This is a genomic window from Microbacterium esteraromaticum, assembly GCF_017303215.1.
GTDB classification, from domain to species: Bacteria; Actinomycetota; Actinomycetes; order Actinomycetales; family Microbacteriaceae; genus Microbacterium; species Microbacterium esteraromaticum_C.
Map to the genome: position 1 here is coordinate 658,435 of NZ_JAEMWU010000001.1, position 24,494 is coordinate 682,928.

The 24,494-nt window shown below is 69.8% G+C and carries 19 protein-coding genes; 16 read left to right on the forward strand and 3 right to left on the reverse strand.

Annotated elements, in window-relative coordinates; genetic code table 11:
* Nucleotides 1-111 precede the first annotated feature (111 nt).
* The 9 genes from JF543_RS03040 (at nt 112) to JF543_RS03080 (ending at nt 12,101) form a co-directional block, all read left to right on the forward strand.
* Nucleotides 112-1,710, forward strand: coding sequence for an ABC transporter substrate-binding protein (locus tag JF543_RS03040; protein ID WP_206822708.1), 1,599 nt, complete (start codon nt 112-114; stop codon nt 1,708-1,710).
* A gap of 63 nt (nt 1,711-1,773) precedes the next feature.
* Nucleotides 1,774-2,730 (forward strand): ABC transporter permease, encoded by a 957-nt coding sequence (locus tag JF543_RS03045; RefSeq protein WP_347401075.1) that lies wholly within the window; start codon nt 1,774-1,776, stop codon nt 2,728-2,730.
* A gap of 3 nt (nt 2,731-2,733) precedes the next feature.
* Entirely contained in the window at nt 2,734-4,782 is a 2,049-nt protein-coding gene (locus JF543_RS03050; protein WP_206822709.1) for a dipeptide/oligopeptide/nickel ABC transporter permease/ATP-binding protein, read from the forward strand.
* Nucleotides 4,779-5,582 (forward strand): ABC transporter ATP-binding protein, encoded by an 804-nt coding sequence (locus JF543_RS03055; protein WP_206822710.1) that lies wholly within the window; start codon nt 4,779-4,781, stop codon nt 5,580-5,582. The genes JF543_RS03050 and JF543_RS03055 overlap by 4 nt, the downstream gene beginning before the upstream one ends.
* A gap of 18 nt (nt 5,583-5,600) precedes the next feature.
* A complete protein-coding gene (locus JF543_RS03060) occupies nt 5,601-6,542 on the forward strand; it encodes a dihydrodipicolinate synthase family protein (RefSeq protein WP_179409341.1) in 942 nt (313 codons plus the stop codon).
* Nucleotides 6,542-7,492 carry an ROK family protein gene (locus JF543_RS03065; RefSeq protein ID WP_206822711.1) on the forward strand — a complete coding sequence of 317 codons (951 nt, stop codon included), beginning with the start codon at nt 6,542-6,544 and terminating at the stop codon, nt 7,490-7,492. Before JF543_RS03060 ends, JF543_RS03065 begins: the two co-directional genes overlap by 1 nt.
* Complete coding sequence (locus JF543_RS03070; protein WP_206822712.1) at nt 7,492-8,199, forward strand: N-acetylmannosamine-6-phosphate 2-epimerase; 708 nt, start codon at nt 7,492-7,494, stop codon at nt 8,197-8,199. Before JF543_RS03065 ends, JF543_RS03070 begins: the two co-directional genes overlap by 1 nt.
* Nucleotides 8,199-9,119: a DUF4862 family protein gene (locus tag JF543_RS03075; protein WP_206822713.1), complete on the forward strand. Its 921-nt coding sequence runs from the start codon at nt 8,199-8,201 to the stop codon at nt 9,117-9,119. The genes JF543_RS03070 and JF543_RS03075 overlap by 1 nt, the downstream gene beginning before the upstream one ends.
* Before the next feature lie 81 nt (nt 9,120-9,200).
* A complete protein-coding gene (locus tag JF543_RS03080; protein ID WP_206822714.1) occupies nt 9,201-12,101 on the forward strand; it encodes an exo-alpha-sialidase in 2,901 nt (966 codons plus the stop codon).
* Nucleotides 12,102-12,219: 118 nt separating this feature from the next.
* Here the strand turns inward: JF543_RS03080 and JF543_RS03085 are convergent, their stop codons facing one another.
* Nucleotides 12,220-14,715 (reverse strand): DEAD/DEAH box helicase, encoded by a 2,496-nt coding sequence (locus tag JF543_RS03085; RefSeq protein ID WP_206822715.1) that lies wholly within the window; start codon nt 14,713-14,715, stop codon nt 12,220-12,222.
* A gap of 152 nt (nt 14,716-14,867) precedes the next feature.
* Nucleotides 14,868-15,227 (reverse strand): zinc ribbon domain-containing protein YjdM, encoded by a 360-nt coding sequence (locus JF543_RS03090; RefSeq protein ID WP_179409336.1) that lies wholly within the window; start codon nt 15,225-15,227, stop codon nt 14,868-14,870.
* A 62-nt stretch (nt 15,228-15,289) separates the two neighbouring features.
* Between JF543_RS03090 and JF543_RS03095 the strand changes: the two genes are divergently transcribed.
* From JF543_RS03095 to JF543_RS03125, 7 genes are all read left to right on the forward strand, one after another.
* Nucleotides 15,290-15,655, forward strand: a complete 366-nt coding sequence (locus JF543_RS03095) for an ArsR/SmtB family transcription factor (protein ID WP_179409335.1) — start codon at nt 15,290-15,292, stop codon at nt 15,653-15,655.
* A complete protein-coding gene (locus JF543_RS03100; protein WP_206822716.1) occupies nt 15,652-17,277 on the forward strand; it encodes a SulP family inorganic anion transporter in 1,626 nt (541 codons plus the stop codon). Before JF543_RS03095 ends, JF543_RS03100 begins: the two co-directional genes overlap by 4 nt.
* Before the next feature lie 31 nt (nt 17,278-17,308).
* Nucleotides 17,309-19,096, forward strand: a complete 1,788-nt coding sequence (locus tag JF543_RS03105; RefSeq protein ID WP_179409333.1) for a helix-turn-helix domain-containing protein — start codon at nt 17,309-17,311, stop codon at nt 19,094-19,096.
* Nucleotides 19,097-19,253: 157 nt separating this feature from the next.
* Entirely contained in the window at nt 19,254-20,528 is a 1,275-nt protein-coding gene (locus JF543_RS03110; protein WP_179409332.1) for a hydroxymethylglutaryl-CoA reductase, degradative, read from the forward strand.
* The gene (locus JF543_RS03115) at nt 20,525-21,469 is read left to right on the forward strand and encodes a hydroxymethylglutaryl-CoA lyase (protein WP_242519386.1); all 945 of its coding nucleotides are present in this window, start codon (nt 20,525-20,527) and stop codon (nt 21,467-21,469) included. Before JF543_RS03110 ends, JF543_RS03115 begins: the two co-directional genes overlap by 4 nt.
* A gap of 14 nt (nt 21,470-21,483) precedes the next feature.
* Nucleotides 21,484-21,912 carry a hypothetical protein gene (locus tag JF543_RS03120; protein ID WP_206822717.1) on the forward strand — a complete coding sequence of 143 codons (429 nt, stop codon included), beginning with the start codon at nt 21,484-21,486 and terminating at the stop codon, nt 21,910-21,912.
* The gene (locus JF543_RS03125; RefSeq protein WP_179409330.1) at nt 21,909-23,297 is read left to right on the forward strand and encodes a tripartite tricarboxylate transporter permease; all 1,389 of its coding nucleotides are present in this window, start codon (nt 21,909-21,911) and stop codon (nt 23,295-23,297) included. Before JF543_RS03120 ends, JF543_RS03125 begins: the two co-directional genes overlap by 4 nt.
* 68 nt (nt 23,298-23,365) lie before the next feature.
* Here the strand turns inward: JF543_RS03125 and JF543_RS03130 are convergent, their stop codons facing one another.
* Entirely contained in the window at nt 23,366-24,415 is a 1,050-nt protein-coding gene (locus JF543_RS03130) for an FUSC family protein (protein ID WP_206821234.1), read from the reverse strand.
* Nucleotides 24,416-24,494: the final 79 nt, after the last annotated feature.

Here is a 24,494-nt window from a genome sequence, read left to right on the forward strand (position 1 = left end):
TCATTGGGACGGGCGGGTGGCTGTTGTTGAGAACGCCGCCCGTCTGTGTTTATAGTACATCAGACATCTGATGTCCCGACGATGTCGTCCCTCCCACAACTGGAGCATCACATGACCCGTTACATCCCCCGCAGGCGTGGGACCCGATTCGCGACGGCGCTGGCCGGCTCGATCGCGGTCGCCGTCGCGCTCTCCGGCTGCGGTGCCGCAGCCACCGACAAGAACGATTCGGGCGCCAACGCCGGCGAGATCGATCTTGACGCGATCATCGAGGCGGGCATCTCATACTCGCTGAACGGCAGCTTTGACCCGATGGTCGCCTCCGGTGCCGTCACCGTCTCGGCCAACTGGCACATCTTCGAGGGGCTGGTCGACCTCGACCCCGTCACCCAGAAGCCCGCGCCGGCACTCGCCGCCGATCTTCCAAAGAAGGTCGACGACACCACGTACGAGATCGACATCCGCGAGGGCGCGACCTTCCAGAACGGCGACCCGGTGACCTCTGAAGACGTCGTCTTCAGCTACGAGCGCGTGCTCGACCCGGCGAACAACTCGCTGTTCCTCTCGTTCGTCGACTTCATCGACACGGTCACTGCCGTCGACGAGGACACCGTCCAGATCACCACCGACTACCCGTTCTCGCTGATCAACGACCGCCTCGGCGTCGTGAAGATCGTGCCGAAGGCGGTCGTCGAGGCCGACGCCGAGGGCTTCGCCTCGAACCCCGTCGGCTCGGGTCCCTACACCCTCGTCTCGGCAGTGCCCGAGGACAAGATCGTCTTCGAGCGCTACGAAGACTACAACGGCCCGCACCCGGCACTCGCTGCCGGCATGAACTGGAACCTGCTCGCAGACCCGTCCGCACGCGTGACCGCCATGTCGACCGGCACCATCCAGGCCATGGAGGACGTGCCCTACATCGACGTCGACACGCTCGCGTCGTCCGCCGAGGTCGAGAGCGTGCAGTCGTTCGGCCTGCTGTTCATGATGTTCAACACCAAGGCCGCGCCGTTCGACGACCCGCGCGTGCGTCAGGCGCTGCACTACGCGCTCGACATGGACAAGATCATCGAGACCGGCATGCTCGGCAACGCCACCGCCGCCACGTCGTTCCTGCCCGAGAACTACGAGAACTACAACAAGGCGTCGACGGTCTACACGTACGACCCCGAGAAGGCGAAGGGCCTGCTCGCCGATGCGGGCGCTTCCGACCTGTCGATCACGCTCCTGACCACCGACACCGGCTGGGTCAAGGAGGTCGCGCCGCTGATCAAGGAATCGCTGGATGCCGTGGGCGTCAAGACCACGCTCGAGATCGGCCAGTCCGCGGCGATGTACGAGAAGGTCGACTCCGGCGACTACACGGTCGCCGTCGCACCCGGCGACCCCTCGGTCTTCGGCGTCGACCCCGACCTGCTGATGAACTGGTGGTACGGCGACAACGTGTGGTCGAACACCCGCACCGCCTGGGCTGACTCGCCCGAGTACGCCGAGCTGACCGCACTGCTCGACCAGGCCGTCCAACGGGAGGGCGACGAGCAGCAGCAGACCTGGAACCAGGCCTTCGATCTGCTCTCCGAGCAGGCCGTGCTCTACCCGCTGTTCCACCGCAAGCTGCCCACCGCGTGGAGCAGCCAGCAGCTGGTCGACTTCAAGCCGGTCCCGACCACCGGACTGTCGTTCCTCGACGTCGGGGTCGCAGCCAAGTGATCCCCCTCCGGGCGGCGCGCACTCCGCGCCGCCCGGAGATCCTCCTCGAACAAGAAGGCCCCCGTGTCCAGCACCCTCAGTCTCATCGGTCGCAGGCTCCTGCAGCTGCCCGTGATGATCCTGGGCATCACGTTCCTCGTGTTCTTCGTGATGTCCTTCTCGCCCATCGACCAGGCCAGGGTTGCCCTCGGCGAGACCGCTTCGCCCGAGGCGCTCGAGGCATACCGTGAGGAGAACGGCCTCAACCTGCCGCTGATCGCGCGCTACCTCGGCTTCCTCGCCGGGCTGTTCCGCGGCGATCTCGGCACATACTCCGCGCGCAGCCTCCCCGTCATCGACGAGGTGTCCCGTGCCTTCCCTGTCACCCTCTCGCTGACGTTCTTCGGTCTCATCATCGCCGTGGTGATCGCCTTCGCCATCGGCGTCCTCGCTGCGGTGTACCGCGACCGCTGGCCCGACCAAGTGATCCGTTTCTTCGGTGTTGCGGCTCTGTCGACGCCGTCCTTCTGGCTGGCCATCCTGCTCATCCAGGTCTTCACCCTCGGACTCGGCGTGCTGCCGGCATCCGGTCCGCTGCCCGACTTCTGGACCGACCCTTCTGGCTGGCTCGCCCGCATGACCCTCCCCGCGGTCGCCCTCGCCGTGCCGGTGATCGGCCAGCTGTCGCGCGTCGTGCGCACCTCGATGGTCGAGGAGCTTGACAAGGACTACGTGCGCACCGCCCTCGGCGCGGGCATCCCCCGCGTGGTCGTCGTCGGTCGCAACGTCCTGCGCAACGCGCTGATCACCCCCGTAACCGTCCTCGGTCTGCGCATCGGCTACCTGCTGGGTGGCGCGGTCGTGATCGAGATCATCTTCGCCATCCCGGGCATGGGCACGCTCATCCTCAACGGCGTGACCAACAACGAGCCCAACCTCGTGCAGGGCGTGACGCTCGCAGTCGCCCTCGCCTTCGTCGTGATCAACATCATCGTCGACCTCCTGTACGTGCTCATCAATCCCCGAATCCGGGCGGTGTGACCCATGCGACGCAAACTCACTGAACGACTTTCCGTTCCCGGCCTGCGCTTCGGCGGCCTGTCGGTCGGATCCCTCATCTGCATCGCCATCCTCGCGATCATCGCCCTGGCGGCCGTCTTCGCGCCGCTCGTAACGGCGTATGACCCGCTCGCCTCGGGCAGCCCGGTGCAGCCGCCCAGCGCCGACCACATCTTCGGCACCGACCGACAGGGTCGCGACATCTTCTCGCGTCTCGTCTACGGTGCGCGCTACTCGCTGGTGATCGGCCTCGGCGCGACGCTCGTCGCCCTGGCCGTCGCCAGCGTGCTCGGCACCATCGCCGCCACGGCGCCCAAGTGGGTGTCCGAGACGCTGATGCGGGTCATGGACGTCATCATGTCGTTCCCCGGCATCGCCCTCGCGGCCGTCTTCGTGGCGGTGTTCGGCAAGTCGCTGCCCGTGCTCGTGCTGACCATCGCGTTCCTGTACGTGCCGCAGCTCACGCGCATCGTGCGCGCCAACGTGCTCGACCAGTACGGCGAGGACTACGTCTCGTCGGTGCGGGTGACGGGCGCTCGCACGCCGCGCATCATCATCAAGCACGTCGCCCGCAACGCGATGGCGCCGGTGCTCGTCTTCGCCACCGTGCTGGTCGCGGACGCGATCGTGTTCGAGGCCTCGCTGTCGTTCCTGCAGGCGGGTGTGCCGGACCCCGAGCCCAGCTGGGGCAATGTCATCGCGGCCGGCCGCAACCTGCTGATGTCCGGCGCGTGGTGGGCGACGTTCTTCCCCGGCATCCTCATCATGATCACGGTGCTGTGTCTGAATATCCTCTCGGAGGGACTCACCGACGCGATGGTCTCGCCGCGGGCGCGCAAGATCACCGCCGACGCGGCCGGCACTGAGGAGTCGACCACCGCCCTCGAGCACGCCGCGTTCGACGACACGCACGTCGTGCCCACCGTCGACACCTCAGTGAACCTGTCGGTGCCCAGCGGCGTGCCCGAGCCGCGCTTGCCGCAGACCGCCGTGGTGCCCCTCGCCGAGCGCCTAGCCGACCTGCGCACACGCGAGCTCGCGCGCACCGACCGGCTGGTCTACACCGGCGATGACGCGCCGCTGCTCGAGGTGCAGGACTTGTGCATCTCGTTCCCGCGTCACGGCGACGTCGACGTGGTCGATCACGTCAGCTTCACCGTCCGCCCCGGCGAGACCATGTCGCTGGTCGGCGAGTCCGGCTGCGGCAAGTCGATCACTTCGCTGGCGATCATGGGCCTGCTCGACCCGAAGGCGAACATCCGCGGGCGCATCATGTTCGACGGCGAGGACCTGCTGCAGATGGCCCCCGAACGGCGCAACGCGCTGCGCGGACACGACATCGCGATGATCTACCAGGATGCGCTGAGCTCGCTGAACCCGGCCATGCTCATCCGCTCGCAGATGAAGCAGCTCACGCGCCGCGGCGGCACTCGCACGGCCGAAGAGCTGCTCGAGCTGGTCGGCCTCGACCCCAAGCGCACCCTCGCCTCGTACCCGCACGAGCTCTCGGGCGGTCAGCGCCAGCGCGTGCTGATCGCGATGGCGCTGACCCGCGACCCGCGCCTGGTGATCGCCGACGAGCCCACCACGGCTCTCGACGTCACCGTGCAGGCGCAGGTGGTCGAGCTGCTCATGCGGCTGCAGCGCGAGCTCGGCTTCGCGATGATCTTCGTCTCGCACGACCTCGCTCTCGTCGCCGAGCTGACCCACCGCGTCACCGTCATGTACGCCGGTCAGGTGGTCGAGCAGGGGACGACGCGCGAGGTGCTCACCCAGCCAGTGCACGAGTACACCCAGGGCCTGCTCGGCGCGGTGCTCTCGATCGAGGCCGGCTCCGACCGCTTGCACCAGGTGTCGGGTGTCGTGCCGTCGCCGCGCGACTTCCCCCGCGGAGACCGCTTCGCACCGCGCTCGTCCGACCCCGCGCGCTACGCCGGAGTCACGCCGGTGCGCCGGCAGATCGTCGGCACCGAGCACTTCTACTCCGCGCATCCCGATGATGCGCCCGTCGAGCCGATCGGAGCAGGACGATGAGCGAACCCGTCATCGAGCTGAAGGACGTGCACGTCCGCTACCGCACGCGCACCTCGACGCTGTTCAAGCCGAACTACGTCGACGCGCTGGCCGGCGTTTCGCTCACCGTCAAGCGCGGTCAGACACTGGGCATCGTCGGCGAGTCCGGTTCGGGCAAGTCGACGTCCGCCAAGGTGCTGATCGGGCTCGAGAAGCCCACCAGCGGGCAGGTCGTGTTCGCCGGCGAACCGGTGCGCTCGTTCACCCCGGCGGTGCGCAAGCGGCTGGGCCGCATCCTCTCGGTCGTCTTTCAGGACCCGGCCACGGCGCTGAATGCCCGCATGACCGTGCGTGACGCGCTGCTGGATCCGCTGCAGGTGCACGGCCTGGGAGAGGTGGCCTCGCGTCAGCGCAAGGTGCGCGATCTGCTCGGGCTGGTCGGCCTGCCGCACTCCGCCCTCGACGCGCTGCCCGGCCAGCTCTCGGGCGGCCAGCGCCAGCGCGTGGCGATCGCCCGTGCCCTCGTGCTCGACCCGCAGGTGATCATCGCCGACGAGCCGACCTCGGCGCTCGATGTCTCGGTGCGCGCGCAGATCCTCAACCTGCTCACCGACCTGAAGGACCAGCTCGGTCTGGGCATGGTCTTCATCTCGCACGACATCCAGACCGTGCGCTACCTCTCCGACGAGATCGCCGTGATGAACCGTGGCCGGATCGTCGAGTTCGGCGATGCGGCGAGCATCTTCGACAACCCCTCCGATGACTACACCCGCACACTGCTCGGCGCCGCGCCCTCGCTGCTCGAGCCGGCATCTCACTGACTAACGAACCGGAACCTCATGTCCACTGCATCCCCCGCCTTCACCGGCATCGTCCCCCCTGTCGCCACGCCGCTTCTGCCCGACCACACCGTCGACCACGAGTCGCTCACCCGACTCGTCGAGTACCTCGTCGACGCCGGCGTCGCCGGCTTGTTCGCGCTGGGCTCGACCGGCGAGACGGCGTACTTCACCGACGGCCAGCGCGTGGAGATCCTGAAGACCATCGCCGCGGCCAACGCCGGCCGCGTGCCGATCATCGCCGGTGCCATCGAGCTCACCGCGCCGCGGATCATCGAGACCGCTCGCCGGCTCGTGGAGGCCGGGGCTGACGCGATCGTCACCACCGCGCCGCTGTACACGCTGAACTCCCAGGCCGAGATCGCCGACCACTTCCGCACCATCGCCGCCGCGATCGACGCGCCGCTGTGGGCGTACGACGTGCCTGTGCGCGTGCACAAGAAGCTCGGCCTCGAGCTGCTGATCCAACTCGGCACCGAGGGCGTCATCGCGGGCGTCAAGGACTCGTCCGGAGACGACGTCGGCTTCCGCCGTCTGATCGCCGCCAACGAGGCGGCGGGCCGCCCGCTGCAGCTGCTGACCGGCCACGAGATGGTCGTGGACGCCATGCTGCTGGCCGGCGCCGACGGCGTGGTGCCCGGTGCGGCGAACGTCGAGGCCGAGGGCTACGTGCGCCTGTTCGATGCCGCCCGCCGCGGTGACTGGGACACGGCTCGCAGCGAGCAGGAGCGCATCAACCGCATGTTCGACATCGTCTTCCAGCCGACCGGGCTCTCGGGCGACGCGACCGGAGTCGGCGCGTTCAAGGCCGCGATGAAGGCACGCGGACTGATCGAGCACGCGACCATGGCGCACACGGTGACCCCGCTCGACGGCACGGCCGTCGACAAGGTCGGCGGCGTGCTCGCCGGCGTCGGACTGCTCCCCGCCGCGGCACGCTGATGGCAGAGGTCGTCCTGGCCGTCGACGTGGGCGGCACCAAGACCGCAGCCGCGCTCGCCGGCCGGGACGACATCCCGCTCGCGACGCGCGTCGCGCCGAGTCGCGCCGCAGACGGACCGGACGCGGTGATCGCCACGATCACGGACCTCGCCACGTCACTGCTCGACGCGGCGGACGCCGAGACCGGCGAGCGCACGGTGCTCAGCGGGGTCGGCATCGGCACCGCCGGTGTCGTGGATGCCCGCGCCGGCACGATCGTGTCGTCGACCGATACCTTCGCCGACTGGCCGGGCACCGATGTCTCGGCCCGGGTGCATGCCAGGCTCGCCGACCGCCTGATCGAGGGTGCCGTCGTCGCCGTGCAGAACGACGTGGACGCGCACGCCGCTGGCGAGTACCGACACGGCGCAGCCGCGGGCGCCTCGAGTGCGCTGATCGTCGCGGTCGGCACGGGAATCGGCGCCGGAGTGATCGTCGACGGTCGCCCACTGCGCGGGGCTCACCACGTGGGCGGCGAGCTCGCCCACCTGCCGATCCGAGGCGCTGATCACCTGCGCTGCCCATGCGGACGCATCGGCCACCTCGAGGCCATCGGCGCCGGCATCGGACTGCACTGGCACTACCTGTCGCTCGGCGGCGATCCCGCGGTGTCCGACTCCCGCGCCGTCGCCGCGGCGGCGACCGCGGGCGACGAGCGCGCCCGGCAGGCCATCGCCGATTCGGCGGCAGCGGTCGGCCGTGCCCTCGCGGGTGCCGCATCGCTGCTCGACCCCGAGCGGATCGTCGTGACGGGCGGCGTCCCGCGAATCGGCGAGGCGTGGTGGGATCCCATGCTCGCCGCCTATCGCGCCGAGGCCATCGACGCACTGCAGACCACACCCATCCTGCCGGGAGCCCTCGGCGACGACGCACCGCTGCGCGGAGCCGCGGCATCCGCATGGAGGAACTGATGCGATTCACCGATGTCCCCGAGCGGCTCGCGGGCCGCCTGATCGTCTCGTGCCAGGCCTACCCCGGCGAGGCGATGCGCGACCCGCGCACCATGTCGCAGGTCGCGCAGGCCGCGATCGTCGGCGGAGCCGCGGGCATTCGAGTGCAGGGGATCGCCGACATCCGCGCCGTCGCCGATCTCGACGTGCCCGTCGTCGGCCTCTGGAAGGACGGTGACGACGATGTCTTCATCACGCCGACCCTCGATCACGCGCGTGCGGTGATGGACGCCGGTGCCGACATCGTCGCCATCGACGGCACCCGCCGTGCCCGCCCCGACGGGCTGACGCTGGCCGAGACCATCCACGGCATCCGCGCGCACGGCGACGTGCTGGTCATGGCCGACTGCGGTTCGCTCGCCGATGCGGTCGCCGCCGAAGCGGCCGGTGCCGACTTCCTCGGCACCACACTGTCGGGGTACACCGGCGAGCGGCCGAAGACCGACGGCCCCGATCTCGAGCTCATCTCGCTGATCTCCGACGCCTGTGAGCGTGCGGTCATAGCCGAGGGGCGCCTGCACACGCCCGCCCAGGCCGCAGCGGCCATCGGCGCGGGCGCCTTCGCCGTCTGCGTGGGCACGGCGATCACCCATCCCTCGACGATCACCTCCTGGTTCGCCGACGCGGTCGCCGACGCGGGCGGCGGCGCGACCCGGACCGCGGGCTGATGCCCCGCCCCGTCGTTGTCAGCGCGTATCCGCTGTCGCCGGCGTTCGCGAACTGGGACCCGGCGGTCGAGGCCGACGTGCTGCACGGGCTTGCCGGGTTGCCGGGCGTCACGGCGCTCGAGGTGCCGTGGATCGATGGCATCCACCCCCACGACTCCGCCTGGTTCCTCGCGAACGCGCCCGACGTCGCGCTCGCCGTCACGCCGCTGCCGTTCGTCATGCGCCGCCTTGCGACGCCCGGCTACGGCATCGCCTCGCCCGATGGCGACGGCCGCCGGGCGGCGATCGCCGACCTGCGCCGTGTGGCCGCGGACGTCGCCCAGATCACCGAGCGCAGCGCCGCTCACGTCGCCGTCGTCGAGCTGCACACCGCCCCGCGCGGTGAGGCGGATGCTGACGCGCTCGCGCGTTCGCTGGCAGAGCTGGGCGAGTTCGACTGGTCTGGCGCCCGCCTGATGATCGAACACTGCGATGCGCACGTGCCGGGACAGACCCCCGAGAAGGGCTTCCTGTCGCTGCCCGATGAGATCTCGGCGATCCGGGCATCCGGTGCCGACGTCGGACTCTGGATGAACTGGGGACGCTCGGCGATCGAGCTGCGCGACCCCGACGCCGTCGCGGCGCAGATCGCTGCGGCCGCCGACAGCGGGCTGCTCGACGCGCTCGTGCTCTCGGGGGCCTCCGACCGTGAGAGCCCGTATGGCGGGCCGTGGATCGATGCACACCACCCCTTCGCCTCCCTCGACCCCGAGGCCGAGTCGCTGCTCACCGACGACCGCGTGCACGCCGCCGTGCGCGCGCCCGACGACGCGGCGTGGCTGGGACTCAAGGTGAGCCGCCATCCCGGTGTCACCACCGCAGCCGAGGTGCTGCGCGTCGCCGAGCGCCACCTGCAGGTGCTCGCCGCCGCAGCACCCTGACCGACCCCCTCCCCGCACGAACAGAAAGGCCTGTCCATGCACTGTCGTACCGAGTCCTCCCACCGCCACCGGCGGCGCAGGTTGCTCTCCACCGCCCTCGTCGGGGCACTGGCACTCGCGCTCAGCATCCCGGCGCAAGCCGCCTTCGCCGCTCCCGGTTACCTCACCGATCCCACGCTGCCGCCGGGCAGCTACCAGGAACAGAACCTCGGCGCCGATCGCACGGCCGACGACTTCTTCTACCGCATCCCCGCACTCGCTCACCTCGGCGACGGCGTGATCCTCTCCTCGTGGGACGCGCGCCCGGGCAGTGCGGCCGACGCGCCGAACCCGAACTCGATCATCCAGCGCCGCTCCACCGACAACGGCAAGACGTGGAGCGATCTGCAGATCATCGCGGCCGGTGACGCCGCCGCGCCCAAGTACGGCTACTCCGACCCCAGCTACGTCGTCGACCACGAGACCGGCCGGGTGTTCAACTTCTTCGTCTACTCGAAGGAAGTCAGCTTCCAGGGCAGCCGCTACGGCAACGACGACGCCGACCGCAACATCATCAGCGCCGCCGTCATCCACTCCGACGACCAGGGCGTCACCTGGAGCGATCCCGAGCTGATCACCGACGTCGTCAAGCCCGCCAACGGCGCGGTCGTGAACGGGACCTACCAGCCGGTCACAGGTGACGTGCGCGGCGTGTTCGCGACGTCGGGCGAGGGCATCCAGCTGCGCTACGGCGCGCACGCCGGGCGTCTCATCCAGCAGTACGCCGCGCACGTGCGTCAGGCCGACGGCAGCGAGGCCATCCAGGCGTACTCGGTGTACTCCGACGACCACGGCGCGACCTGGCAGCGCGGCGCATTCGTCGGCACGGGCATGGACGAGAACAAGACCGTCGAGCTCTCGGACGGCCGCGTCATGCTCAACTCGCGCGACAGCTCGAACGGCCGTCAGCGCAAGGTGGCGATCTCGACCGACGGCGGCGCGACCTACGGCGCGGTGACGCGCGACGCTGAGCTACCCGACCCGACCAACAACGCCTCGATCACCCGACTGCACCCCGATGCCCCGCAGGGCAGCGCGGATGCTCGCAAGCTGATCTTCACGAACTCCAACAACGGCGTTAACGGCAGTCGAGTGAACGGCTCCGTTCGCCTGTCGTGCGATGACGGCGAGACGTGGCCTGGCCTGCGCACGTTGAAGACCGGCTTCTTCGCCTACTCGTCAGCGACCGCGATCGATGACGGACGCGTCGGCGTGCTGTGGGAGGGCAACTACACCGACCAGATCCGGTTCTCGTCATTCGATCAGGCGTGGCTCAACGCGGTCTGCGCGCCGATCTCGGTGCCCGAGACGGGGCTGCAGCCGGGCGTCGCCGAGACAGTGCCCGTGACGGTCACGAACCAGGAGGACACGGCGCTCACCGGCACCGTGTCGTTCCACACGCCGGCCGGCTGGACAGCATCCGACGCCGCGGTCACCGCCCTCGCACCCGGTGCCAGCGTCACGGTCGACGTGTCGGTCACCGCGCCCGCCGGCGCGGAGGGCGCGCAGCGCCTACAGGCGGCATTCACCGCCGCCGACGGCCGGATCAGCCAGGCCACGGCGACCCTGCAGCTGCCGCTGAGCGCGAAGCTCGGCGCGACGCTCAGCGTGACGAGCACCTCGCCGGCCCGCGACGTGGTCGCCGACCCGTACACGGTGGGCGAGCAACTCGCGTTCACCGTGCGCGTCGCCGGCACCTCGAACGTGGTCAGCACGCTCACCCCGGCCGACGCCACGTTCTCGACCGGTTTCGCGCCGACTGCCTGCCGCTGGCAGAACTTGGCGGTGGGCGGCGCATACAACTGCACCACTCCGCGCCGCACGCTGACGCAGCAGGACATCGACCGCGGCTGGTTCGCACCCGAGTTCTCGTTCACCATCACCGGTGGTGGGCTCGCGCCCGTGACGGTGAGTCACACCGGTGCGGCGGTGCTGTTGCGCGACGGACTGCTCGCCGCCGACATCGCCGGCACGCGCGCCGACGCCGGCCGCGACCTGGCCGCTGACCCGTACGCCGCCGGCGAGCAGGTGCCGTACTCGTTCCGGGTCGACAACGCGACCCCGGGCACGGTCACCGTGGCACCCGTCGCCGGACCCTTCGCGCCGTTCGTCGCGCCGGGCGCCGGCAACTGCCGCTACCAGAACCTGCCGAAGGACGGCGGGTACACCTGCGCCACCCCGCGCCACACCGTGACGCAGGACGACGTGGACCGCGGCTACTTCATCGCCGACACCACCTGGCGGATTGAGGCCGCCGGTCAGACGGCGAAGGACATCGAGGTCACCGGGGGTGAGGTCGACGTGATCGACCGCGCCCCGGCGCTCGCCGCCTCGATCAGCGGCGAGTGGACGGATGCCAACGGCACCGGCGTCGCGGACGCCGGAGACACCGTCACCTGGACGCGCTCGGTGCGCAACACCGGCAACGTCGTGCTCGATGAGGTCGTGGCAGACGGCGCCGAGCTGGGTGCCCTCGCGAAGGGCGAGAGCGGGCAGCTCGATGCGCAGGTCGTGACGCTGACCGTCGACGACATCGCCGCCGCGAAGGTATTGGTCGAGGGGTTCGCGGTGGCCGCGTCGAACGGCCGTCTCGACGTCACCGCTCAGGCCGACGCGAGTGAGCTCATCCTGCCGATCGCACCGCTCTGGTCGGCCGGAACCGTGTACCTCAAGGGCGATCAGGTCACCTACCAGGGCAGGCTCTGGCAGGCGGGCTGGTGGACGCGCGGCGAGAAGCCGGGCTCTGCGGCCAAGGGGGCCTGGCAGGAGATCGCGGTGAACACCGACGGCGAGGTGCTGTGGACGGCGACGCGGGTGTTCCTCGTCGGCGACGTGGTCGTGCACGACGAGCAGCGCTACGAGGCGCGCTGGTGGACCCGCGGCGACGAGCCGGTCGCGACGCCCCAGAGCAAGCGTCCCGGCGCCTGGAAGCCGCTCGGCTGATCGGCTGATCGGCTGAGGCGCGTCGCGGATGGCGCGCGGATGCACACGATTCCCCGTTCTGCACATGATTCCACCGAATCCGTGTGCAGAACGGGGAAATCTGTGCCAGGGTGGCGGGCTAGAGCCGGTCGAGCCCTGTGACGGTCACCACGGCCTCACCGGCCTCGTCGGATGCCGCCAGGTCGACGTTCGCCGTGATGCCCCAGTCGTGATCGCCGGCCGGGTCGTGCAGGATCTGGCGCACCGTCCAGGTGCTCGCGCTCTGTTCGATCAGGAGCAGCTGCGGGCTGCGGGCGTCGGCGTCGGTGAGGATCTCGTCGTGCTCGGCGAAGTAGGCATCGAGTGCGTCGTTCCACCCGTCGGCACCGAAGTCGGCATCGAGCGAGGCCAGCTGCTCGACGTCCTCGCGCGCCGCGAGCAGCACACGACGGAACATCTCGTTGCGCACCAGCACACGGAACGCCCGCGTGTTCGCCGTCAGTCGCTTGGGGGCCGGCGGCACCACCGGCTCGTCACCGGGCCGGTCGAAGGCGCCATTATCGGTACCGTCGATCAACTCCTGCCACTCGTCGAGCAGGCTCGAATCGACCTGGCGGATCAGCTCGCCCAGCCACTCGATCAGGTCGTGCAGCTCGTCGTTCTTGAGGTGCTCGGGAATCGTCTGCGAGGCCGCACGATAGGCATCCGACAGGTATCGCAGCACGACGCCCTCTGACCGTGCGATCTTGTAGTAGGCGACATATTCCCCGAACGACATGGCTCGCTCGTACATGTCGCGCACCACCGATTTCGGGTGCAGCTCGAAGTCGCGGATCCAGGGCTGCGATGCGCTGAAGGTGTCGAAGGCCGCGCTCAGCAGCTCCTCCTGCGGCTTCGGGTACGTGATCTGCTCGAGCAGCTCCATGCGCTCGTCGTACTCGATACCCTCGGCCTTCATCGCGGCAACCGCCTCGCCGCGGGCGAGGAACTCCTGCTGGCCCAGCACGGCGCGCGGGTCATCCAGGGTTGCCTCGACGATCGAGATCATGTCGAGCGCGAACGTCGCCGATTCGGGTTCCAGCAGCTCGAACGCCGCCAGCGCGAACGGCGAAAGCGGCTGGTTCAGCGCGAAGTTCGGCTGCAGGTCGACCGTCAGACGGATCTGACCGTCGACGTTCTCGACGATGCCCGATTGCACCAGGGTGCGGTAGATCCCCAGGGCGCGCACCGCCAGCATCCGCTGTGTCGAACGCGACTCGTGGTTCTCATATACCAGCGCACGCATATTGCCGAACACGTCGCCGCCGCGCGCGATGACGTTCAGGATCATCGCGCTCGTGATCTGCATGTGCGAGGTCAGCGTTTCGGGCTGCGACCCCACGAGCTTCTGGAACGACGGCTCGCCCCACGACACGAAACCGTCGGGAGCCTTCTTGCGGATGATCTTGCGCTTCTTCTTCGGGTCATCGCCCGCCTTCTTGAGCGCGGCGAGATTCTCGGATTCGTGCTCGGGCGCCTGCGCCACCACCGTGCCCGCGGTGTCGTAGCCCGCACGTCCCGCACGCCCCGCAATCTGATGGAACTCGCGGGCGTTGAGCTGCCGCATCCGCTTGCCGTCGAACTTCGTCAGCGCGGTCAGCAGCACCGTGCGGATGGGCACATTGATACCCACCCCGAGCGTGTCGGTGCCGCAGATGACCCGCAGCATGCCGCGCTGCGCCAACTGCTCGACCAGTCGCCGGTACTTGGGCAGCATGCCCGCATGATGCACCCCGATGCCCAGTCGCAGCAGCCGTGACAGCGTCTTGCCGAATGCGGTGGTGAAACGGAATCCGCCGATGAGGTCGGCGATGGCGTCGCGCTGCTCGCGCGTGGCGACCTTTGCGCTGGCCAGCGCCTGGGCGCGCTCCATCGCCGCTGCTTGAGAGAAGTGCACGATGTAGATCGGTGCCTGGCCGGTCTGCAGCAGGTCGTCGATCGTCTCGTGGATCGGGGTCGTCTCGTAGTAGAAGTGCAGCGGCACGGGGCGTTCGACGCCGGTCACGACTGCCGTCTCGCGTCCGGTGCGGCGGGTGAGGTCGGATGCCAGCTCGCTGACATCGCCCAGCGTCGCCGACATGAGCACGAACTGCGCCTGCGGCAGCTCGAGCAGCGGCACCTGCCAGGCCCACCCGCGGTCGGGGTCGCCGTAGAAGTGGAACTCGTCCATCACGACCTGGCCGATGTCGGCATCCGCGCCCTCGCGCAGCGCGAGGTTGGCGAGGATCTCGGCCGTGCAGCAGATGATCGGCGCATCGGCGTTGACCGAGGAATCGCCCGTGATCATGCCGACGTTCTCGGCGCCGAAGACGTCGACCAGGGCGAAGAACTTCTCGCTCACCAGCGCCTTGATCGGTGCCGTGTAGAACGTGGTGCGGTCATCGGCGAGCGCGGCGAAGTGCGCGGCGATCGCCACCAGAGACTTGCCGGTGCCGGTGGGGGTCGACAGGATCAGGTTCTGGCCCGAGACGATCTCGATGACCGCCTCGTCCTGCGCCGGGTACAGGCTGATGCCGGTCGACTCCGCCCACTCGACGAAGGCCAGGTAGATGGCGTCCGCATCGGCGTCGCGCAGGGGAGTGGGATCGAGAACCATGATGTCTCGATCCTTTCATCCCGTGCGGGTCGCCGCCGTTCGCCGTTCGCCGTTCGTAACTCCGGAGAAATGCCCCGTTCCGGGGCGCAGGGGCCCGCTGGTGCGGGATCAGCCGTGGTTTCTCCGGAGTTGCGTGCAGCGGGGTGGCCCGATCAGGCCTTCTTGACCAGGCTCGACTTCAGCAACATTGCCCCGAAGCCCTCGACGCGGCAGTCGATGTCGTGGCCGTTGACGGGATCGATCAGGCGGATGCCGCGCACCTTCGTGCCCGCCTTGATGCCCTGCGGTGACCCCTTGACCTTGATCGAGGTGGTCACCACGACGGTGTCACCGTCGGACAGCACGTTGCCCACGGCGTCTTTGACGACCCGCTGGACGGGCCCGTCGTCCGGTGTCGCAGCGCTCTCTTGCGGTGCCCATTCGTGTCCGCACATCGGGCACACCAGCAGGGCGCCCATCTCATAGGTGTGCTCGCTGGAGCAGTCGGGGCACGGGGGAAGGGAGTCAGCCATGCCTCGATGGTATCGCGATATGATGAATCCGTCAGATCACTGCCCGTGCAAGAGAGGCCTTCATGCTCAGCGACCCGAACCGCCCGCTGTACGAGGTCAAGGCAGGACTGTTCAAGGGGCTGGCCCACCCGATCCGCATCCGCATCCTCGAGGTGCTCTCGGGCACACCCGAGGCCACCGTCAGCGACCTGCTGCGCGTCGTCGAGCTCGAACCCTCGCACGTCTCGCAGCATCTCGCCGTGCTTCGCCGCAACCGCCTGGTCGTCTCCGAGCGCCGGGGCAGCCTGGTGTTCTACCGCCTGGCCTACCCGCAGGTGGCAGACCTGCTGCACGTCGCCCGAGAACTGCTCGGTGAGATTCTGCACACCACCCAGCAGCAGCTCGTCGAGAGCGAACACCTCCCGCACATCACAACACCTCGCCCATGAACGCCTGGTCACCCCGCACTCTGCTGCCGTCGGTCGGTGACTACCGCGACCTGCCCCGCACCTGGCGTGGTGACCTGCTCGCGGGCGTCACCGTCGGCATCGTGGCGCTGCCCCTCGCCCTCGCCTTCGGCGTCAGCTCGGGCGCCGGCGCCGAGAGCGGATTGGTCACCGCCATCATCGCCGGGGTCGTCGCCGCCGTGTTCGGCGGGTCGCACGTGCAGGTCTCGGGGCCGACCGGCGCCATGGTCGTGGTGCTGGCACCGATCCTCGCCGTGCACGGCGCCGGCGCACTGGCCGCCATCTGCCTGATGGCGGGTCTGCTCGTACTGGCCGCGGGCGCCCTGCGCCTGGGGCGTACCGTCGGCTACATTCCATGGCCCGTGATCGAGGGGTTCACCCTCGGCATCGCCGTCATCATCTTTCTGCAGCAGGTGCCCACCGCCACGGGTGCCCCGCCCGGCGAGAGCACCAACGCTCTCATCGCCGCGGTGCAGTCGCTGGGCGCGCTGTCCTGGCCGAAGGCGACCTGGTCGCTGCTGCTCGTGGCGGTCGTGGTCATCATCATGGTGATTTCGATGCGCGTGCATCCGCGCTTCCCAGGGTCGCTGCTGGCGATCGTCGCTGCCTCTCTCATCGCCGCCGTCGCGGGGCTCCCCGTCGACACGATCGGCGAGCTGCCCGCCGGGCTGCCGTCACCGACCCTTCCGACGATCGACGTGGCGACGACCCTGGCGCTGATCGGCCCGGCGGTGGCGGTCGCCGCGCTCGCCGCCATCGAGTCGTTGCTGTCTGTGCGGGTCGCCGCGACCCTCGCCGAGACCGGCCCGTACGACGCGGACCGCGAGCTGGTCGGGCAGGGGCTCGCCTCGATCGCCGCCGGCCTGTTCGGCGGCATGCCCGCCACCGGCGCCATCGCCCGCACCGCCGTCAACGTGCGATCCGGTGCGCGCACCCGCATGGCCGCCATCGTGCACGCCCTGCTGCTGCTGGCGATCGCCTCGGTCGGTGCCGCGGTCGTCGCCCACATCCCCCTGGCCGCCCTCGCCGGTGTGCTCATGGTGACCGCGGTACGCATGATCGCCCCCGCCACGGTGCGCACCGTCCTGCGATCCACGCGTGCCGATGCCGCCGTGTTCGTCGTGACCGCCGTGGTCACCGTGAGTGTCGACCTGATCTATGCCGTGCTCATCGGCCTGCTGGCCGCCGGGTTCTTCGCCCTGCGTCAGCTGGCCAAGGCCAGCGGCGTGCACCGCGAAGAACTGCCAGCACCCTCGCAGCCCGGCGATGAGCGCATCGCCCTGTTCCGCCTCGAAGGGGCCCTGTTCTTCGGAGCCGCCGAACGGATGCTCGAACGCGTCGCCGCACTCGACGACATCGAGGTCGTCGTGATCCGCATGGCGCAGATGCGCATGCTCGACGCCACGGGGGCGCAGGTGATCACCGAGTTGATCGGATCGCTCGAGCGCCGCGGCATCACGGTGCTCATCAAGGGCATCCCCGCAGAGCATCTGCCCCTCGCCGAGCGGGTGGGCGTGCTGTCGTCGTTGCGGCACCAGAACCACCTCTTCGACGACCTCGATGCGGCGATCGCGCACGCACGCAGTCATGTCTCCCGGTCATGAACCGCTGTGCCGCACCGGCGAGAATGGAGGGATGAGCTCCGATCTCGCGGCGATCCTGCGGGCGATCGGCGACGGCGCGACGCCCGAGCCCGATCGCATCCGCACCGCCCTCGGAACCGACTCCGCCACCGCGGATGCCCTGGTCGAGCTCGCGTATCGCGTCGAGGGGCTGCGCCAGCGCAGCGCCGAACTGCGGGTGATGATGTCGTCGACCCGTGAACTGCTCGCCGAACCCGACGCCGACCTGATGCTGCAGCGCATCGTCGATCACGCGCACGAGCTGATCGCGGGCGATGTCACCTACCTGTCGGTCTACGACCCGACGCGCGACGAGCTGCGGGTGCGCGCCGCGAGCGGCACGATCTCGTCGCGCTTTCTGGGCATGGTCGTACCGGCCGGGGTCGGGCTCGCGAGCCGCGCCGTGCACACCCGCCACCCGCAGTGGGTGGAGGACTACACGACGCTGACCTCGGTTCCGCACGATCCGACGATCGACGCCATCGTGCACGAGGAGCGGCTGCGATCGATGCTCGGCGCCCCACTGGTGGTCAAGGGTGAGGTGCTGGGTGTGCTCTTCACCGCCGGGCGCGACGCACGTGCGCACCGGCCCGACGAGATCTCGCTCCTGTCGGCCTTCGCCGGGCACGCCGCGCTGGTGCTGCACCTCGCCCGGTTGCTCGGGCGGGCCACCGACGCCACCGAACAGGCCGCCGTGCGCCAGCGTCAGGCCGAATGGGCGGCGGGACTGCACGAGGAACTGACCCGGTTGGCGGTGACCGGCCATGATGCCGAGGGCATCGCCGCGGCGCTCTCTGACGCGCTCGGGCGCCGCGTCACCCTGCGGCGCGCGGTCGAGGGCGGCGACCCCCTCGGGCAGGTGATCCGGGCCTCCGGTGATGGCGGACGCAGCACCGTGCTCGACGACGGGCCGATCGAACTCGTCGCGCCGATCCTCGGTGCGACCGAGGTCAGCGGAGCGCTGCTGGTCGAGCGCGCCGGTGAACCATTGACGGCCGTCGAACGGCGCACTGTCGAGCGGTCGGCGCTCACCGCAGCGCTCGTGCTGCTGCGCCGCGACGCGCTCGCCGACGCCGAGGAGCGCGTGCGGGGCGAACTGGCCGCAGAGCTGCTGGCCGCCCCGGCGCGCCGAGAGGCGGCGCTGGCGCGGGCGGCCGGCCGCGGGCATCCGATCGCCGCACCCTGGACCGCCCTGGTGGTGACCTGCGCCGCCGAACAGCGCGCGTCCCTGCTCAGTCGCCTGCGTCTGCGCACGGACTGGCTTGTCGCGCCTCACGGCGACGGGATCGCCGTTCTCGCCCCCGGCGACCCCGAGCCGGCGGTGACCGATGCCGAGGCGACGAGCGGCGTCGATGCCGCGCTGCTGGTGTTCGGTCGCGCCCGCAACCTCGACGAGGCCGCTGACGCGGTACGCGACATCGGGCTCACCGCGCGCCTCGCGCACGGTCTCGGCATTCACCGAGGACGGATGGATGCTGCCGTGCTGGCCCCCTACGCGCCGCTGTTCCACGGCGACGGGGCGCGGCTCGCCCGCTTCGTCGACAGCATGTTGCATCCGGTCGTCGACTGGGATGCCGCCAAGGGCACCATGCTGTTCGCGACGCTCGTCGCGCTGTTCGATCAGCGGTGGCAGCTCGCGGCGACCGCCCGCGAGTTGCACGTGCACGTCAACACCCTCGCCCAGCGCATCGCCCGGTTGCGGCAGATGCTGGGCTCCGTTCTCGACGCGCCCGAGGCCCGCTTCCGGCTGGAGATGGCCGTGCGGGTCGAGCAGGCGCGCAGAGCACTCGAACAGACATAGTCAAGCGCCCAACAGTGTGCGAATCGCACCTGTTCTGGCGCGCACCGCACTGGTTGGCTGTCGATCTGGCGGAGGGCCCGACCCGAACGGTGCTCCGCCGGTCCGGCAACGGCGCCCACCGGGAGCCGTCCGGCCGCTCACAAGGAAGGACGACGACGTGGCCACGACATCACGGCTCAGCGGACTGCGGAACCTCAGCATCGCCGACCGGCGCACCGCAGTGACAGACGCGATCGGCGGGCAGCCCGAACTGCTCACCGCACTGGACCCCACCTCGGACGAGGCGCTGACCATGGCGCAGGCCGATCGCATGGTCGAGAACGTCATCGGACAGATCGGCATCCCCGTCGGCGTGTGCACGAACCTCGTGCTCAACGGCCGCGAGGTGCTCGTGCCGATGGCCACCGAGGAGCCCAGCGTCGTCGCGGCGGCCTCGAACATCGCCCGCATGTCGCGCACCCTCGGCGGCGTCACCGCCACGTCGTCCGAGCCGGTCATGCAGGCCCAGGTGCAGCTGCTCGACGTCGCCGATCCGCAGGGCGCCCGCGCACGGATCCTCGAGCGCAAGGACGACGTGCTCGCCCTCGCCAACGCCCAGGACCCCAAGCTGGTCGAGGTCGGCGGAGGCGCCCGCGACCTCATCGTGCGCACCGTGCACGGCCTGCTCGACGACCACCTCATCGTGCATCTCGTGGTGAACGTCGGCGACGCGATGGGCGCGAACGCCGTCAACACCATGGCCGAGGCCATCGCCCCGCTGCTGGCCGAGATCGCCCAGGGCCGGTCGCTGCTGCGCATCCTCACCAACCTCGCCGACATGCGCATCACCCGCGCCCGCATCGCCATCGCCCCCGACCAGATCGGCGGCCCGCAGGTGATCGACGACATGATCGCCGGTGCCGCACTCGCCTATGACGATCCGTATCGCGCCGCGACCCACAACAAGGGCATCATGAACGGCATCTCGGCCGTCGTGCTCGCCACCGGCAACGACACCCGCGCGGTCGAGGCGGGCGCGCACGCCTACGCCGCCCGCGACGGACAGTACCGGGCCCTGTCGCGGTTCGAGAAGGACAGCGCCGGCAACCTCGTCGCGACCCTCGAACTGCCCATGGCCGTTGGGCTCGTCGGCGGAGCCACCAAGTCGCACCCCACGGCCCGTGCGGGCGTCGCCATGACCGAGGTGACCACCGCACGTGAGCTCGGCGAGATCATCTGCGCGATCGGGCTGGCACAGAACGTCGCCGCCGTGCGTGCGCTCGCCGCCGAGGGCATCCAGCGCGGACACATGGGGCTGCACGCCCGCAACATCGCCGTCGCCGCCGGGGCCACCGGCACCGAGGTCGACGACGTCGCCGCCGAACTCGTCGCGCGCCGGGCCGTGCGCGTCGACGTCGCCGAGACGGTGCTCGCCGAACTGCGCGCACGATGAGCGCGGTGCGCCAGCTCGGCCTGCCCATGACGCAGGCCGACCCGGGCATCGATGTCGACACGGTCGAGATCTGGGAGGTCGCCCCGCGCGACGGACTCCAGGCCGAGAGCGTCACCCTCGACGCCGACACCAAGGTCGAGCTCATCGAGCGGCTCGCGCAGGCCGGGGCGCGGATCATCGAGGCGGGCAGCTTCGTGCGCGCCGACCGCGTGCCGCAGATGGCCGACTCGGCCGAGGTTCTCACCCGCACCGCGGCGCTCGACGTGCGCACGCCCGTGCTCGTTCCGAACCTGCGCGGATACGAACTGGCCCGCGCCGCTGGTGCCGACGACATCGCCGTGTTCCTCAGCGTCACCGAATCGTTCTCGCAGCAGAACCTCGGCGCCGCCCGGGCGACCATGGAGACGGCGGCCGGCGAGGTCGTCGCGCGAGCCATCGCCGATGGCGTGCGGGTGCGCGGCTATCTGTCGATGGTGTTCGGCGACCCGTGGGAAGGGGCGGTCGCGACCGACGAGGTCGTGCGTCTGGCATCCGTCATGCGCTCGTGGGGTGTCGAACAGCTCTCGCTCGGCGACACGATCGGCGTCGCGACGCCGGGGCAGGTGCGCGGGATCGTGCGCGCTCTCGTCGACTCGGGCCTTCCCGTGGGCGAGATCGCCCTGCACATGCACGACACCTACGGCATGGCCGTCGCCAACGTGCACGCCGGCCTCGAAGAGGGCGTGCGCGTCTTCGACGCCGCCGCCGGCGGGGTCGGCGGATGCCCCTTCGCGCGGTCGGCGACCGGCAACCTCGCCACCGACGACCTCGTGTGGATGCTGGAAGGGCTCGGCATCCGCACCGGCATCGACCTCGATGCCCTCACCGAAACGAGCATCTGGCTCACCCGGGCGCTGGGCAAGGCGCCCACGTCACGCGTCGCGACGGCGCTGAGCCGCTGAGAAAGGAACTACCCGTGCAACAGCAACGACTGCTGGAGGTGTGGGGCGACACGGTCGACAGCCGGCACCTGCTCGGCGCCATCGGCCTGGGCGTCGGCATCGCCGTACCCGTCTACCTCTTCGCCGAGTGGGGCTTCGCCCAGCTCACCGACGGTGACGCCGTCGGACGCTCCTACGCCCTGGTGACGGGCCTGGCGGCCTGCATCGTCGCCGCCGTGATCGCGGCCAACATCTTCAAGCCCAAGCGAGTGGTCACCATCGGTGCCGCCGCTGCCGGCGGTCGCGAAGACGCGATGGACGCCATCGAGGCAGAGCTCGGCCCGCTGGGCAACCCCGACGAGCTGCCGGCCGCCGCGCTGGCCGAGGTCAAGGAACTCGGGCTGTACGACGATCTGCTCGCCCAGCATCGCAAGAACCAGGCCCGTCAGGAGGCCGCACGATGATCGACACGCTGCTCGAACCCACCCTGTGGGCGCTCGGCATGGCCCTGGTCGGAACGATCGTCTTCGCCCTGATCGGCCTCGTCTCGGGAACGGATGAGACCGCCACGATCGCTCCGCTGACCCTGCTGGTGATCCTGCTCGGCGTGCCGCCGGCGGGCGTGTTCGCCTTCTTCATGGCATCCATCGCCGCCAAGCACATCACCCATGCGATCCCGACCACCCTGCTGGGGATCCCGGGCGACACCATGGCCGCACCGCTGCTGCGCGACGCGCAGATGCTGCGCGAGCTGGGCGTGCCGCACATCGCCCTGCGCAAGGCGATCTCGGGCGGTGTGATCGCCGCGGTCATCGCGGTGCCGATGGCGGTGTTCTTCGCATGGGTGCTCACGCCGTTCTCCGAGGCGATCAGCGCGGTCGCACCGTGGCTGTTCCTCGCCGCAGCGCTGCTCATCGCCGTGCTGTCGAAGGGACGCTGGGCGGCACTGATCGCTCTCATCCCGTTCGTGCTCGTGGTGGTGGGTCTGCAGAACTTCGCCGTCGGCGCCCTCGGCAAGGGCCTGTCGATCAGCTTCTTCCTGGGCATCGCGATCGGACCGCTCATCCTCGACCTGTTCCTGGCGTCGAGCCCGGCCGGTCGTGCCGGCCTCAAGCGCGACGCTCCGCGGTCGTTCGAGCTGGCCGCCGATGTGCGCACCTGGAAGGGACGCATGCCCAACCCGATGCGCGTGCTCGACCGCACCCAGCTGGGTGGCACGGCGGGAGCCGCGGTGATCTCCAGCGCGACGTTCGTGTTCTCGCCGGTGGCGATGACCGTGCTGATGGGTGAGATGTTCGGCGGCCGCATCAAGAACGGCTACCGTCGTCTGACCACGATGATGGCCGTCAAGAACGGCACGACCGAGTCGACCTACATCGCCGAGACGCTCATCCCGCTGATCGCCATCGGCCTGCCGCTCTCGCCCATGGCCGCCGGGCCCGCGAACCCGCTGTTCAACGCCCCGCCGGTGTTCACCATCAACGCCGAGACCGGCGAGACGAACAACCTGCACGACATGCTCGGGCCGTGGGAGTTCCTGGTGTTCGGCCTCGCGGCGGTGCTGATCGCCCTGATCATCACGTATCCGTTCGCCATGACGCAGGCCCACAAGGCTGCGGCCTGGATCATGAAGAAGGTCTCGCACGAGGCCATCATCGGCGCCTTCGCCGGACTGATTGCCGTGATCTGCCTCTACGAAGGTGGCGTGGTCGCGCTGCTGGTGGCGATCAGCATCGGTCTCGTCGGTGGCCTGCTCAACCGCATGTTCCACATGCACACGGGCGTGCAGTTCATGGGCTACTACGTCGCGGTGCTCACAGTTCCGGCGGTCACGGCCCTGTTCGCCTGATCGACCCCCCCCCGGGGTGACAGGGCTCCTCGTGCGTCGCACGGGGAGCCCTGTCGCATTCCGGCGGATCAGTCGCCGGCCAGCTCGTTGTGGATGCGCCGCAGATCTTCCATGAGCGATCCCACGAGGATCCAGTGATCGGATGCCGGCGGCCGCACCACCAAGGGGGCGGTCAGCGCCGGGATCACCGATGTCTCCGGCATGGCCGGGTCGCGGGCATCCGAGGCCTGATGCGCGAGGTTCTGCACCGCGAGACGCACGTCGTGGCCCGCACGGTGCAGCTGCTCGGCGATGGCCTGCACAGCGGGATCGTCGGCGAGGGCATCGTCGTAGTGGTCGAAGTACGCCCGCGTCATGCCGATCACCTGCGTCACGATCGCTGACAGCCGATCATGCAGTGCGCGGATGTCGACCAGGTCATCGCGGTGGCGAGAGCGACGCGGATTCAGTGACAGCGATTCGTCGGCGGCGTGCAACGACTCGTCGGCCGACACCTTCATCGGCCGCAGCAGGCGCACCTGCAGCATCAGCTCGTGCAGCTGCGGTCCGGTGCGCACCGACGGCAGGGCATCGGCCAGGCGGTCGAGCGAGGCCGCCACCTCGCGCCCCAGCATGATCACGTCCCGCCGCGCGGGGGCCGCGAGCACCGGGGGAACGATGGCGATGTTCACGATGAAGCCGATCGCCGCGCCGATCAGCGTCTCGATGATGCGCTCCACGGCATAGGCGGGGTCAGAAGCGCCGAGGGCGAGCACGAGCAGCGCCGAGATGGCGACCTGATTGCCGGTTCCCGGAGACGCACGAAGCGCCCAGGCGACCAGCATCGCCACGACCACCGCGGTCAGCACCACCCACCGCTGCGAGCCGAGCAGCATGGTCAGCAGTACGGCGATCACCACGCCGACGACCACCCCGGCGCTGCGCTCGAGCGCCTTGGCGAGCGACTGGTTGACGCTGGGCTGAACCACCAGAAGGGCGGCGATCGCGGCGAACACCGGCAGCTGCCCGGGGACCAGCCAGCCCGCCAGCAGCCACGCCGCGATCGTCGCGGCGGCCGACTTCAGCACCTGCAGCAGAGGACCCCGCTGCGGGGCGCGGATCGCGGACGGCAGTCGCATACCTTCACGGTAGTCGTGGTCACCGGCGCCCCGCAGTCATCGACACCCCCAGCTGCTGTCGACACCCCGTGCTGTGGGC

Excerpts from the sequence above, each read along its gene's own strand:
- JF543_RS03040 (WP_206822708.1), top strand. The coding sequence starts at position 112 with ATGACCCGTTACATCCCCCGCAGGCGTGGGACCCGATTCGCGACGGCG.
- JF543_RS03050 (WP_206822709.1), top strand. The coding sequence starts at position 2,734 with ATGCGACGCAAACTCACTGAACGACTTTCCGTTCCCGGCCTGCGCTTC.
- JF543_RS03055 (WP_206822710.1), top strand. The coding sequence starts at position 4,779 with ATGAGCGAACCCGTCATCGAGCTGAAGGACGTGCACGTCCGCTACCGC.
- JF543_RS03060 (WP_179409341.1), top strand. The coding sequence starts at position 5,601 with ATGTCCACTGCATCCCCCGCCTTCACCGGCATCGTCCCCCCTGTCGCC.
- JF543_RS03065 (WP_206822711.1), top strand. The coding sequence starts at position 6,542 with ATGGCAGAGGTCGTCCTGGCCGTCGACGTGGGCGGCACCAAGACCGCA.
- JF543_RS03070 (WP_206822712.1), top strand. The coding sequence starts at position 7,492 with ATGCGATTCACCGATGTCCCCGAGCGGCTCGCGGGCCGCCTGATCGTC.
- JF543_RS03075 (WP_206822713.1), top strand. The coding sequence starts at position 8,199 with ATGCCCCGCCCCGTCGTTGTCAGCGCGTATCCGCTGTCGCCGGCGTTC.
- JF543_RS03085 (WP_206822715.1), bottom strand. The coding sequence starts at position 14,715 with ATGGTTCTCGATCCCACTCCCCTGCGCGACGCCGATGCGGACGCCATC.
- JF543_RS03090 (WP_179409336.1), bottom strand. The coding sequence starts at position 15,227 with ATGGCTGACTCCCTTCCCCCGTGCCCCGACTGCTCCAGCGAGCACACC.
- JF543_RS03095 (WP_179409335.1), top strand. The coding sequence starts at position 15,290 with ATGCTCAGCGACCCGAACCGCCCGCTGTACGAGGTCAAGGCAGGACTG.
- JF543_RS03100 (WP_206822716.1), top strand. The coding sequence starts at position 15,652 with ATGAACGCCTGGTCACCCCGCACTCTGCTGCCGTCGGTCGGTGACTAC.
- JF543_RS03105 (WP_179409333.1), top strand. The coding sequence starts at position 17,309 with ATGAGCTCCGATCTCGCGGCGATCCTGCGGGCGATCGGCGACGGCGCG.
- JF543_RS03115 (WP_242519386.1), top strand. The coding sequence starts at position 20,525 with ATGAGCGCGGTGCGCCAGCTCGGCCTGCCCATGACGCAGGCCGACCCG.
- JF543_RS03125 (WP_179409330.1), top strand. The coding sequence starts at position 21,909 with ATGATCGACACGCTGCTCGAACCCACCCTGTGGGCGCTCGGCATGGCC.
- JF543_RS03130 (WP_206821234.1), bottom strand. The coding sequence starts at position 24,415 with ATGCGACTGCCGTCCGCGATCCGCGCCCCGCAGCGGGGTCCTCTGCTG.